Genomic DNA, 12788 nt, shown 5'->3' on the forward strand with positions numbered 1-12788 from the left:
GCGCCTGTCGGGCACGGCCGCTCGACGGGGCCGTGGCGCCATGGGAGCGGGCGCCACCGAGGGACATCGGCACCGCCGGCTGTGAGAGGGACGGAATGAAACCGACCGAGAGCGCCGCCCCGGTGTCGCGGCTGCAGGGTTTCGTCGGCCTCACGTCCCCCGTGGGCGTCGGCGTCGTGGGGATCGCCGCTCTCCTGCTGGCCGCCGGGTTCTACCGCACCGTCCGCGACGGCCACGCGCTCTTCCCCGGCGGGACCGTGGGCTGGTCCCTCGCTCTGCTCACCGGGGCCATCGTCGGCCACCTGGTCGCGCTCGGCCGCGACCGCTGGTGGGGCGGCACCGGTTCCGGGGCCGCCCTCACGCTCGCCGTGCTGCTGCTCTACGGCTGGCTGCCCGCCGGGCTGGTCAGCCTGGCCGTCGTCGTGCTCGTCGGGACCGCCCGCAGGCACCGCTGGTGGCAGGGGCTGCTGCACGGCGCGGTGGACGTCCTCGGCATCGGGGCGGCCGCCCTCGTGCTGGCCGCCTTCGGCGAGGCACCGAGCGTGGAGAACCCCTGGCGGCCACTCGACTGGGGCATCGGCGCCGTCCCGGAACTGCTCCTGACCGCGTCGACCTACCTGCTCGTCACCCGTGTCCTGCTGTGGTACGCGCGCGCCCCGCACAGCGGCGGGCTGCCCACGATCGCCCGTACGGCGCTGCTGCGGCAGGGCCTCGTCGCCGTCGCGCTCCTCGGGCTCGCCCCGCTGATCTGCGCCGTCGCGATGTCCATGCCCCTCCTGCTGCCGCTCTTCGCGGTGCCGCTGATCGCCCTGGACTCCACGCTCTGGATCGCCCGCGCCCGCGCCGAGGAGCAGCTCCGCGACCCCCTGACCGGGCTGCCCAACCGGCAGTGGCTGCTGGAGCGGACCTGGTCGGCGCTGGAGGACGCGGAGACCACGGGCACCAGGGCGGCGCTGGTCCTGATCGACCTGGACCGCTTCCGCGCGGTCAACGACACCCTGGGCCACCTGGCCGGCGACCGCCTGCTGCTCCAGATAGCGGAGCGCCTGCGGCTCGCCCTGCCCCGCGGCGCGGAGGCGGCCCGGCTCGGCGGCGACGAGTTCGCCGTACTGCTGCCGCACACCGACTCGACCACCAGCGCCCAGCAGGTCGCCCGCCACCTCGTGGCCGCGCTGTCCTCCCCGCTCGACCTCGACGGGCTGACCCTCGTCCTGGAGGCCAGCGCCGGGGTCGCCGTCCACCCCGACCACGCCCTGGACGCCGAGGGCCTGCTGCGCCGCGCGGACGTCGCGATGTACCAGGCCAAGCGGGACCGCTCGGGCGTGGAGGTCTACGAGTCCAAGCGCGACAGCAACACCCCCGACCGGCTGGGGCTCCTGGGGGACCTGCGCCGGGCCCTGGACGCGGGCGACGTCGAGCTGCACTACCAGCCCAAGGTCCGCTTCGACGGGCAGGTGGCGGGGCTGGAGGCGCTGGTGCGCTGGGTGCACCCGGAGCGCGGCCGGGTCCCCCCGGACGAGTTCATCGCCATCGCGGAGTCCTCCGGCCTGATGCCCCACCTCACGGAGTACGTCCTGGAGACGGCACTGGCCCAGGTCGCCCGGTGGCGGGCGCAGGGCCTGTTCGTCCCGGTCGCGGTCAACGTCTCCCCGCGCGACGTGCACACCCCCGGCTTCGCCGGCAGCGTGGCCGCCCGGCTCGCCCGGCACGGCGTCCCCGCGGCGGCGCTGCAACTGGAGATCACCGAGCACGTGCTGCTGGAGGACCCCCAGCGCGCCGCCGACACCCTGGCCGGGCTCACCGCGCACGGCGTGCGGATGTCCCTCGACGACTTCGGCACGGGCTACTCCTCCCTGGTCCACCTGCGCCGGCTCCCCGTCAGCGAGCTGAAGATCGACCGGTCCTTCGTGGCCCGGCTGGCCGTCGACCAGGAGGACGCGGAGATCGTCCGGTGCACGATCGACCTGGCCCACTCGCTCGGCCTGGTCGTCGTCGCCGAGGGCGTCGAGGACGACGAGACCTGGGAGCGGCTGCGGAGCCTGCGGTGCGACGCGGTGCAGGGCTGGCTGGTGGCGGCCGCGATGCCGCCCCTGGAGACGACGGCCTGGCTGCGGGCGCGCGGCGAGCACGGCTGGCGGCGCCCCGCGGAGCTGCGGGCCCAGGCGGCGGCGGCCGCCGCCGCGTCCGCGTCGGCCACCGCGTCGGCCACCGGTTCGATGACCGGCTCCATGACCGGCCCGGCGGAGGCCGAGAGCCCCGCGCAGGGCCGGGCGGTCTCGGGCCCCGCCGGCGGCTGACCGCCGCCCGCCGGCGGCCGGGCCGCCGCGGAGGGCTCCGCGCGGCCGGGCGCGGTCCGGAATGGGGGTAGCCCGATCGGGTCGGGACACCCGGTCCCGGAGGACCCCATAGGATTGGGCGAAAACCGCACACCAACCCCTGAGGATCGCTGAATGCCTGGCATCACGCGCGAGGAGGTCGCCCACCTCGCCCGGCTGGCGCGTCTGGAGCTGAAGGGCGAAGAGCTCGAGCACTTCGCCGGCCAGCTCGACGACATCATCGGCGCGGTCGCCCGCGTCTCCGAGGTCGCCGACCAAGACGTACCGCCGACCTCCCACCCGCTGCCGCTGACCAACGTCATGCGCGCGGACGAGGTCCGTCCGTCGCTCACCCCCGCGCAGGCGCTCTCCGGCGCCCCGGCCCAGGAGCAGCAGCGTTTCAAGGTGCCGCAGATCCTGGGGGAGGACTAACCGCCATGACGGACATCAGCACCATCATCAAGCTCACCGCGGCCGAGATCGCCGCGAGGATCGCCTCGGGCGAACTGACGGCCGTCGAGGTCACCGAGGCCCACCTGGCCCGGATCGACGCGGTCGACGAGAAGGTCCACGCCTTCCTGCACGTCGACCGCGAGGGCGCACTGGCCCAGGCCCGCGCCGTCGACGCGAAGCGGGAGGCGGGCGAGAAGCTCGGCCCGCTGGCCGGCGTCCCGCTCGCGCTGAAGGACATCTTCACCACCAAGGACATGCCGACCACCGTCGGCTCCAAGATCCTCGAGGGCTGGGTCCCGCCGTACGACGCCACGCTCACGCAGCGGCTGCGCGCCGCCGACGTCGTCATCCTCGGCAAGACCAACATGGACGAGTTCGCCATGGGGTCCTCCACCGAGAACAGCGCCTACGGCCCCACCGGCAACCCGTGGGACCTCACCCGCATCCCCGGCGGCTCCGGCGGCGGCTCCTCCGCCGCGCTCGCCTCCTACGAGGCCCCGCTCGCCATCGGCACGGACACCGGCGGCTCGATCCGCCAGCCCGCCGCCGTCACCGGCACGGTCGGCGTCAAGCCCACCTACGGCGGCGTCTCGCGCTACGGCATGGTCGCCTTCTCCTCCTCCCTCGACCAGGGCGGGCCCTGCGCCCGCACGGTCCTGGACGCGGCGCTGCTGCACGAGGCCATCGCCGGGCACGACCCGATGGACTCGACGTCCATCGACGCGCCCGTCCCGCCGGTCGTCGAGGCCGCGCGCAACGGCTCCGTGCAGGGGATGCGCGTCGGCGTCGTCAAGCAGTTCCGCGGCGAGGGCTACCAGGCCGGCGTCCTCCAGCGGTTCGACGAGTCGGTCGAGCTGCTGAGGTCGCTCGGCGCCACGATCGTCGAGCTGGACTGCCCGTCGTTCGACCTGGCGCTCTCCGCGTACTACCTGATCGCGCCGTCCGAGTGCTCCTCCAACCTGGCCCGCTTCGACGCCATGCGCTACGGCCTGCGGGTCGGCGACGACGGCACGCGGTCGGCCGAGGAGGTCACCGCGCTCACCCGCGAGGCCGGCTTCGGCGACGAGGTCAAGCGCCGCGTCATCCTGGGCACGTACGCGCTCAGCTCGGGCTACTACGACGCCTACTACGGCTCGGCCCAGAAGGTCCGCACCCTCATCACCCAGGACTTCGAGAAGGCCTTCGAGCAGGTCGACGTGATCGTCTCCCCGACGACGCCGACCACCGCCTTCCCGATCGGCGAGCGCGCCGACGACCCGATGGCGATGTACCTCGCGGACCTGTGCACCATCCCCACCAACCTGGCCGGCAACGCCGCCATGTCGCTCCCCTGCGGCCTGGCCCCCGAGGACGGCCTGCCGGTCGGACTGCAGATCATCGCCCCCGCCATGAAGGACGACCGGCTCTACCAGGTCGGAGCGGCCGTCGAGGCCGCCTTCGTGGAAAAGTGGGGGCACCCGCTGCTCGAGGAGGCTCCGTCGCTGTGAGTGCCATGGCAAAGAAGGCCAGTAACTTCAGGAAGTCCAGGACCGGGCTGTACATCTCGCTCGGCAGCACCGCGTTCGGCGCGATCACCGTCGCCAAACAGGCGAAGCTCGCACGCCAGGACAACGACGTGCTGCGACTCGTCGACGCGGCGGTCTCCGCGGCCGCGATCGTCACCGGACTCGCGATCCTCTATCGCGAACTGAAGCGTCTGGGCGACGACGACGTCCTGCTGGGCTGAGAGGGAAAGTTTCACCGTGACTGTCACCGACCTGGTGTCGTACGAGGACGCGCTCGCGTCCTACGACCCCGTCATGGGCCTGGAGGTCCATGTCGAGCTCGGCACCAAGACCAAGATGTTCTGCGGCTGCTCCACGGAGCTGAAGCAGGACGCCAACTCCCAGACCTGCCCGGTCTGCCTCGGCCTGCCCGGCGCGCTGCCGGTCGTCAACGAGATCGGCGTCGAGTCGGCCATCAAGATCGGTCTCGCGCTCAACTGCGAGATCGCCGAATGGTGCCGCTTCGCCCGGAAGAACTACTTCTATCCGGACATGCCGAAGAACTTCCAGACCTCCCAGTACGACGAGCCGATCGCCTTCAACGGCTATCTGGACGTCCAGTTGGAGGACGGGGAGATCTTCCGCGTGGAGATCGAGCGCGCCCACATGGAGGAGGACACCGGCAAGTCGACCCACGTCGGCGGCGCCACCGGCCGCATCCACGGCGCGTCCCACTCCCTGCTCGACTACAACCGGGCCGGCATCCCGCTCATCGAGATCGTCACCAAGCCGATCGAGGGGGCCGGCGCCCGCGCCCCCGAGGTCGCCAAGGCGTACGTCGCCGAACTGCGCGAGCTGATCAAGGCCCTCGGGGTCTCCGAGGCGCGCATGGAGATGGGCCAGATGCGCTGCGACGTGAACCTGTCGCTGCGCCCTCTCGGCACCGAGACCTTCGGCACCCGTTCCGAGACGAAGAACGTGAACTCGCTGCGCTCCGTCGAGCGGGCCGCGCGCTTCGAGATCCAGCGGCACGCCGCCGTGCTGTCCTCGGGCGGCACGATCGTGCAGGAGACCCGGCACTTCCACGAGGAGGACGGCTCCACCACGGCCGGCCGCATCAAGGACAACGCCGAGGACTACCGCTACTTCCCCGAGCCGGACCTGGTGCCCGTCGCGCCCTCGCGCGACTGGGTCGAGGAGCTGCGCAAGGGCCTCCCCGAGCTGCCCCGGCTGCGCCGGGCGCGGCTGAAGGAGGAGTGGGGCGTCTCCGAGCACGACATGCAGTCGATCCTCAACGCGGGCGCGGTCGACCTGATCGTCGCCACGACCGAGGCGGGCGCGCCCTCGGACCAGGCCCGCAAGTGGTGGATGGGCGAGCTGGCCCGCAACGCCAACGAGACCGGCCGCGGCCTCGACGAGCTGCCGATCACCCCGGCCCAGGTGGCGCGGGTGGCCGAGCTGGTCGCCGCGGGCGACCTCAACGACAAGCTGGCCCGCCAGGTCATCGAGGGCGTCCTCGCGGGCGAGGGCGACCCGGACGCCGTCGTCGAGAAGCGCGGCCTCAAGGTCGTCTCGGACGAGGGCGCGCTGTCCACGGCCGTGGACGAGGCCATCGCGGGCAACGCGGCCATCGCGGACAAGATCCGCGGCGGCAAGGTCGCGGCGGCGGGCGCGCTCGTCGGCGCGGTCATGAAGGCCACCCGCGGCCAGGCGGACGCGGCCCGCGTGCGCGAGCTGATCCTGGAGAAGCTCGGCGTCGAGGGCTGACCGGCCGATCACGCTCCGAGCGAGGGGGCGGCGCACCCGTGGAACGGGCGCGCCGCCCCCTCGCCCGTTCCGGCCGGGCCGGACGTTCACCACCGGGCCGTACGCAGTCCGCTCCGCCGCCACCTGGTCTGACTAGCTTCCCCGCTGTAGGCACCGGAACCAGGAGGCTCTTTTGACCACGGACATGTCACGGCGGCGGCTCTTCGCGCTGGGTGGCGGCGCGCTCGGCGCCGCGGCGGCCGGATCGTTCCTGCCGCCGTCGCTCCAGGCGGCCATCGCCGCGCAGCCCGCGCACGCGGGGTCCGGCGGCGGGGGGCTGAGGTCCATCAAGCACGTGGTGGTCCTCATGCAGGAGAATCGTTCCTTCGACCACTACTTCGGCGCCCTGCGCGGCGTCCGCGGTTTCGGCGACCGCAACGCGATCGAACTGCCCACCGGCGGCACCGTCTTCGAGCAGCCCGGCCCCGCCGGCTCGACCGTCCTGCCCTTCCCCGTGCGCGGCGCGGCCGAGGCCCAGCGCAAGGACCTCCAGTACATCGGCGCCCTCGACCACTCCTGGAACGGCGGCGCGAAGGCCTGGGCCGGCGGCTGGATGAACGGCTGGATCAGCGCGAAGAGCGCCGCGACCATGGCGTACTACGACCGCCGGGACATCCCGCTCCACTACGAGCTGGCCGACACCTTCACCGTCTGCGACGCCTACCACTCCTCGATCCACACCTCCACCAGCCCCAACCGCAACCACCTCTGGAGCGGGAAGACCGGCTTCGAGGCGAACGGCAAGCGGGCCGTCGGCAACGACGCGTACAACGAGGGCTCCCACCCCGGTTACGACTGGTCCACCTACGCGGAACGGCTGGAGCAGGCCGGCCGCACCTGGCGCACGTACACCGAGTGGGAGAACTTCACCGACAACCAGCTCGAGTTCTTCGCCTCCTTCAAGGCCGTCGCCCGCAAGGCGCTCGCCCGCACCGGCGGGCACACCTACATGGAGGCCTTCTACGCGCGGGTCCGCGACGCCTCCGCGAGCGAGCGCGAACGGCTGCTCGGGCTGTTGGAGGAGGGCGTCGCCACGCTCGCCCCGCACGAGCGCAGCCTGTTCGAGCGGGGGCTGCGGCGGGTCCCGACCGGGACGCTGGCGGACGAGTTCGCCAAGGACGTGGCGGCCGGGACGCTGCCTGAGGTCTCCTACCTGGTGCCCTCGGCCATCGACTCCGAGCACCCCAGCGTCTCCTCGCCGGTGCACAGCGCCACCATCGTCTACAAGATCCTCGACGCGCTCGGCCGGCACCCCGACGTGTGGCGCCACACCGCCGTCCTGATCAACTACGACGAGAACGACGGCTTCTTCGACCACGTCCCGCCGCCCGTCGCGCCCCCGGAGGCGGCCGACGAGCAGTGGCAGGGCCGTCCCACCGGCCTCGGGATCCGGGTGCCGCTGCTGGTCGTCTCGCCCTGGACGGTCGGCGGGTACGTCTGCTCGGAGGTCTTCGACCACACCTCGGTGATCCGCTTCCTGGAGCGCTGGACCGGTGTGCGGGAGCCCAACATCAGCGACTGGCGCCGCCGCGTCACCGGCGACCTCACCTCGGCCTTCGACTTCGGCCGGCCCCGCCGCCAGCCCGCCGTGGAGCGGCCCGGCGTGATCCCGCCGTTCGCGGGCCGCTGGCAGCCCAAGCCGCCCGCCGTCCAGCGGCAGCCGGTGCAGGAGCCCGGCGTACGCCCGGCGCGTCCGCTGCCGTACCAGCCCGACGCGCAGGCCAGGAGGTCGGACGACGGGCTGCGGGTGGAGCTGGCCAACACCGGGCGGTCCTCGGCGCACTTCACGCTCTACCCGTACGCCGGTGAGTTCCCTGCCCCGCAGCACAAGGACGTCCGGGGCACGGCGCACTGGACCGTACCGCTGACGGGGGAGGGCTACCGCTTCACGGTCACCGGTCCCAACGGCTTCCGGCGCGAGTTCGCCGGAGCGGCGGACGGGAGCGCCGAGGTCGCCTCCCGCATCGACGTCCGCGACCGAGACCTCCACCTCACGCTGCGCAACACGGGCCGCCGGACCCTGACGTTCCTGGTGCGCCCGCTCGGCTACGTCGACGAGGACGACCTGCGGGACTGGACCCGCCGGGTGACCGTCAAGCCGGGCCGCAGCCGTACGGTCGTGCACTCGGCGGCCGACGCGCACGGCTGGTACGACCTCGCCGTCACGGTCGAGGGCGAGGACGGCTTCCGGCGGCGGCTCATGGGGCACATCGAGAACGGCCGCGCCAGCGTCTCCGGCTGACCTCGCCGCAGGTCGCGGGGTCCGGCCCGTCCGCTCGGGCCACGGGACGGACCCTGTGACCATGGCCACGAAAGGGACAAAGGATCTCTTTCGGGTGCCAGAGTGGCGGTCTCAGGTCCTGAGGCGTTTACCGGCGGATCACCTCATCTGCGAGTAAAGGTCACGAACCGCAGGGAGCCCGTCCGTTGGCCGCCATCGCCCGCTGGTGCATCACCCACCGCCTCGCCGCCGTCCTCATCTGGCTCGCCGCCCTGGGCGGCGGCGCCGTCGCGGCGGCCGTCGCCGGTCCCGCGTACTCCAACGACTACGAGGCGCCCGGCACGGAGTCCGGCCGGGCCGGCGAACTCCTCGCGCGCGGCTTCCCCGCTCTCGGCGGCGACACCGACACCGTCGTCTGGCACACGCCCGGCTCCACGGTCCGGGGTGCCGATGTCGAAGCGACCATGACACGGACCCTGCACGCGATCGAGGAGTTGCCGGGCGTCGGCGCGGTCACCGGGCCCTACGGCGCCGAGGGCGCGGACCGGACCAGCGAGGACGGCCGCACCGCCTACGCCACCGTCACCTTCGACCGGCCCGCCGACGACCTCCCCACCGCATGGGCGCAGGCCCTCGTGGACACCGCGAAAGCCGCTGGGACCGAAGGGCTCCAGGTCGAACTGGGCGGCGCCGCCGTCGCCCTCACCGAAGCGCCCTCCGCCCACCTCAGCGAGGCCATCGGCGTCGTCGTCGCGGCCGGCGTCCTCCTCCTCGCCTTCGGGTCGCTCGCCGCCAGCCTGCTGCCCATCGCCACCGCCCTGGTCTCGGTGGGCACGGCCGCCGCGGGCACCGTGCTGCTCGGCCATGTGATGACCGTCGCGGACTTCGCCCCGATGCTCGGCGTCCTCATCGGGCTCGGCGTCGGCATCGACTACGCCCTGTTCATCGTCACCCGGCACCGCACCGGGCTGCGCCGGGGCATGACGGTCGCCGCGTCCGCGCACGACGCCGTGGCGACCACGGGGCGCGCCGTCGTCTTCGCCGGGGCGACCGTCTGCGTCGCGCTGCTCGGCATGGTGATCCTGCGGCTCGGCTTCCTCGACGGCGTCGCCGTCGCCGCCTCGCTCACCGTCGCGCTGACCGTCCTGGCCTCCGTCACCCTGCTGCCCGCCCTGCTCTCGTTCATCGGGATGCGCGCCCTCAGCCGCCGCGAGCGCAGGCTGCTCGCCGAACACGGACCGCGGCCCGAGCCGCCCGCGGGGTTCGCGGCCCGCTGGTCCGGCCTCGTCGAACGCCGCCCCCGGCTCCTGGGCGCGCTCGCGGCCGTCGTCATGGCGGTGCTCGCCCTCCCCGCCCTCGGCCTCCACCTCGGCACCTCGGACCAGGGGAGCAACCCGGCCGCCGCCACCACCCGCAAGGCCTACGACCTGCTCGCCGACGGCTTCGGGCCCGGCGTCAACGGCCCCCTCACCATCGCCGCCCACCTGGACGGGGCGGACGACCGCCTCGCCCTGGACGCGCTGCCCGCGAAACTGCGCGCCACCGAAGGCGTCGCCTCGGCCGGCCCGCTGACGTACAACGCCGGCGGCGACACCGCCTTCCTCACCGTCGTACCCGAGACGGCGCCCCAGGCGAAGGAGACCAGCGAGCTGGTCGACCGGGTCCGCGACGAGGTGCTGCCGCCGGTCCGGGAGGGCACGTCGCTCCGGGCCCACGTCGGCGGGATGACGGCGAGCTACGACGACTTCGCCGAGATCGTCGTCGGCAAGCTGCCGCTCTTCGTCGGCGTCGTCGTCGGGCTCGGCTGCCTGCTGCTGCTCCTCGCCTTCCGGTCCGTCGGCATCCCCGTGAAGGCCGCCGTGATGAACGTGGCCGCCGTCGCCTCCTCCTTCGGCGTCGTCGTCGCCGTCTTCCAGTGGGGCTGGGGCAGCGAACTGCTCGGCCTCGGCAGCGCCGGACCCATCGAGCCCTTCCTGCCCGTGATCATGGTCTCCGTCCTCTTCGGCCTCTCCATGGACTACCAGGTCTTCTTGGTCGGCCGGATGTACGAGGAGTGGCGGGAGACCGGCGACAACCGCCGGGCGGTCCGGGTCGGGCTCGCCGAGACCAGCCGGGTGATCAACTCCGCCGCCGTCATCATGGTCTCCGTCTTCCTCGCCTTCGTGCTCAGCGGCGACCGGGTGATCGCCATGTTCGGCATCGCGCTGGCCGCCGCCGTCGCCCTGGACGCCTTCGTCCTGCGCACCCTGCTGGTGCCCGCCCTCATGCACCTGCTCGGCGGCGCGAACTGGTGGCTGCCCGGCCGGCTGGACCGGTGGCTGCCCCGGATCAGCATCGAGCCGCCCGGTCGCGCCGCCCCCCGTGCGAAGATCCCGGAGGCACGCGCGGACGAGCGGACCGGACCGGCGGTGGAGCGTGCCCACCGGGTCCGGGACTCCGAGGAGGAGCACGATGTTCGCCCTGTCCCTGGGTGACGACGGGGCCGAGTTGCGCCCCCTGGAGGTCTGGCAGGCCGAGGAGTTCCTCGCCCACATGGACCGGGCCCGAGAGCTGGTCGATCCCTGGGTCCCGTTCGCCGCGGCCGCCACCGACCTCGACGCGGCGCGCGCCCTGCTCAGCAGGTACGCGGAGAAGCAGGCGGCGGACACCGGGCGGCTGTACGGCATCTGGCTGGACGGCGTCCTCGTCGGCGGTGTCCTCTTCCGGACCTTCGACGCGGCGGCGGGCTCCTGTGAGATCGGCGTGTGGCGGGAGCCGTCCGCCGCAGGGCGCGGTCTGATCACCCGCGCCGCCGAGCGGCTGATCGACTGGGCCGTCCACGAGCGCGGCATGTACCGCGTGGAGTGGGTCGCCTCGGCCGCCAACACCCGCTCGATCGCGGTCGCCCGGCGGCTCGGCATGACCCGCGACGGCGTGCTCCGGCAGAACTACGTCCACCGGGGCGTGCGGCACGACTCGGAGGTCTGGTCCGTCCTCGCCCCGGAGTGGCGGGCCCGCGAGCGCTGAGGGCGGCACGCCCCGGCGCATGGGGTGCGGACCGCGCCCTCGCCGCAACGCCGGGACGACCGACTCCGCGGGAGAGAGGCCGGCAGGAGCACCGCGGACGCCGACGCGACCGTCGGCGCCCCCGGCACGCCGACGCCGCCGACGCCCGAGAGGGCGCGGCGGCGCGAGTGAGGCAGTGGAGCCCAACCTCCCGCCCGGGGGCGGGCGCTGAGTCACGGGATCGCGTCCCGTGGTGCCGTGCTCCGGGCGGGACGGGGGCTCGTGGGGGAGGGGGCGGGCCTACCGGAGGACGGCGTCGCGGCCCGGACCGCCTTCGACGGTGTCCTTGCCGGGGCCGCCGCTGAGCAGGTCGTCGCCGCCCTCGCCGTGCAGGGAGTCGTCGCCGCTCCCGCCGAGGACGATGTCGCGGCCGTCCCCGCCCATGGCGTGGTCGTCGCCCGGACCGGCGTACACGATGTCCGCGCCGCCGTACGCCTCGATCATGTCGTCTCCCCGGCCGCCCCACAGCCGCTGGCCGCTGTCGTCGCCCATCAGGTGGTCCATGCCGTCGCCGCCGTCCAGGACCGCGCGCCCCATGACCATGTCGTCACCCGCGTCGCCCCGCACCGTGTGCGCGGTGTGGGCGTGCAACGCGTCGTCGCCCTCGCCGCCGCGGACGGTGGCGACCCCGGGATCGCTCGTGACGATCTCGTCGTCGCGGTCGCCGAGGAGGACATCGATCCGGTCGGGCCGGGCGCTGCCGGTGGGCAGTTCGCAGACGACGAAGGTGTCGTCTCCGGGTTCGAGGTACGTGCAGTGGTCGCCGGGTACGAGCGGGACCGCGTCGCGGAAGCCGATCCGCCGGACCTCGGCGCCGACCTCCATGGGGATCACGTGGAGGTCGTTGGCCTGCCCCGGGGCGGCGGTGAAGACGATCGACTGAGTCGCCCAGTCGGCGCCGACGCGGGCCTTCGCCCCCGTGGCCGCGGGAGCGGCGACGGCCGGGGCGGCGGCGAGACCGGTGGCGAACAGGGCCACGGCGAGCGCGCGGGCGGTGGCGGTCTGTCGGTTCATGGGACCTCATCTTGATGGGGCGACCGGGTGGGTCGACCTGCTGGCGGGGTGGTTGCCGAAGGAGCTGACAGGCGGGCCGGCGGAGCGTCGAGGCGGGCCGGCGCGCACCGGACGTCAGCGGAGCGGGCCGATGGGCGGCTCGGACGCCGGCGCCCGTGGGGCCGCGTCCGGCGCGGGTCGGAGGAGACCTTCGCCAGGGCCCGGACGGAGGTTTCCCCGGCGGGGGCGGGTGTGGGGGGCCTGAGGACGCCGTCCCGCCCGCGGTCGCCGGTTCTCTCCGAGGGGGGAGGGCGCGGGGCTTGCCGCGCCTGCCTCCTCCGCCGCCTCGCCCTCGCGCGCGGGGCGCACGCTGCGGTCCGAACGCCCCCGGTGGGGGGGGGGGGGGGGGGGGGGGGGGATTCCGTGCCCTAAGAGGCGCCCAAAACGCAGACAGTGGGCGTGCGCCGGCTG

At 73.8% G+C, this 12788-nt stretch carries 9 protein-coding genes; 8 read left to right on the forward strand and 1 reads right to left on the reverse strand.

Translation table 11 applies throughout. The features are described from left to right. The first annotated feature begins 95 nt into the window (after positions 1–95). The 8 genes from ACZ6EJ_RS10540 (at position 96) to ACZ6EJ_RS10575 (ending at position 11285) form a co-directional block, all read left to right on the forward strand. Complete coding sequence (locus ACZ6EJ_RS10540) at positions 96–2297, forward strand: putative bifunctional diguanylate cyclase/phosphodiesterase (RefSeq protein ID WP_469266079.1); 2202 nt, start codon at positions 96–98, stop codon at positions 2295–2297. Between the two features lie 153 nt (positions 2298–2450). Further along, positions 2451–2747 (forward strand): Asp-tRNA(Asn)/Glu-tRNA(Gln) amidotransferase subunit GatC, encoded by a 297-nt coding sequence (gene gatC, locus ACZ6EJ_RS10545; protein ID WP_014048481.1) that lies wholly within the window; start codon positions 2451–2453, stop codon positions 2745–2747. A 5-nt stretch (positions 2748–2752) separates the two neighbouring features. Continuing rightward, positions 2753–4255 carry an Asp-tRNA(Asn)/Glu-tRNA(Gln) amidotransferase subunit GatA gene (gatA, locus tag ACZ6EJ_RS10550; protein WP_469266081.1) on the forward strand — a complete coding sequence of 501 codons (1503 nt, stop codon included), beginning with the start codon at positions 2753–2755 and terminating at the stop codon, positions 4253–4255. Between the two features lie 5 nt (positions 4256–4260). Then, the gene (locus tag ACZ6EJ_RS10555) at positions 4261–4494 is read left to right on the forward strand and encodes a hypothetical protein (RefSeq protein WP_469266138.1); all 234 of its coding nucleotides are present in this window, start codon (positions 4261–4263) and stop codon (positions 4492–4494) included. Between the two features lie 16 nt (positions 4495–4510). Next, a complete protein-coding gene (gatB, locus tag ACZ6EJ_RS10560; protein WP_469266082.1) occupies positions 4511–6019 on the forward strand; it encodes an Asp-tRNA(Asn)/Glu-tRNA(Gln) amidotransferase subunit GatB in 1509 nt (502 codons plus the stop codon). A 172-nt stretch (positions 6020–6191) separates the two neighbouring features. Then, positions 6192–8300: a phosphocholine-specific phospholipase C gene (locus ACZ6EJ_RS10565; RefSeq protein WP_469266084.1), complete on the forward strand. Its 2109-nt coding sequence runs from the start codon at positions 6192–6194 to the stop codon at positions 8298–8300. A 185-nt stretch (positions 8301–8485) separates the two neighbouring features. Further along, complete coding sequence (locus ACZ6EJ_RS10570; RefSeq protein ID WP_469266085.1) at positions 8486–10753, forward strand: MMPL family transporter; 2268 nt, start codon at positions 8486–8488, stop codon at positions 10751–10753. Beyond that, positions 10731–11285: a GNAT family N-acetyltransferase gene (locus ACZ6EJ_RS10575; protein WP_469266089.1), complete on the forward strand. Its 555-nt coding sequence runs from the start codon at positions 10731–10733 to the stop codon at positions 11283–11285. Before ACZ6EJ_RS10570 ends, ACZ6EJ_RS10575 begins: the two co-directional genes overlap by 23 nt. 279 nt (positions 11286–11564) lie before the next feature. Here ACZ6EJ_RS10575 and ACZ6EJ_RS10580 read toward each other — a convergent pair whose 3' ends face one another. After that, positions 11565–12338, reverse strand: coding sequence for a calcium-binding protein (locus tag ACZ6EJ_RS10580; protein ID WP_469266091.1), 774 nt, complete (start codon positions 12336–12338; stop codon positions 11565–11567). Positions 12339–12788 lie beyond the last annotated feature (450 nt).

Source organism: Streptomyces sp. NPDC041970, from assembly GCF_055588985.1.

Bases quoted from the DNA above. Each gene is read 5' to 3' on its own strand.
- ACZ6EJ_RS10540 (WP_469266079.1), top strand. From the start codon at position 96: ATGAAACCGACCGAGAGCGCCGCCCCGGTGTCGCGGCTGCAGGGTTTC.
- gatC (WP_014048481.1), top strand. From the start codon at position 2,451: ATGCCTGGCATCACGCGCGAGGAGGTCGCCCACCTCGCCCGGCTGGCG.
- gatA (WP_469266081.1), top strand. From the start codon at position 2,753: ATGACGGACATCAGCACCATCATCAAGCTCACCGCGGCCGAGATCGCC.
- ACZ6EJ_RS10555 (WP_469266138.1), top strand. From the start codon at position 4,261: ATGGCAAAGAAGGCCAGTAACTTCAGGAAGTCCAGGACCGGGCTGTAC.
- ACZ6EJ_RS10575 (WP_469266089.1), top strand. From the start codon at position 10,731: ATGTTCGCCCTGTCCCTGGGTGACGACGGGGCCGAGTTGCGCCCCCTG.
- ACZ6EJ_RS10580 (WP_469266091.1), bottom strand. From the start codon at position 12,338: ATGAACCGACAGACCGCCACCGCCCGCGCGCTCGCCGTGGCCCTGTTC.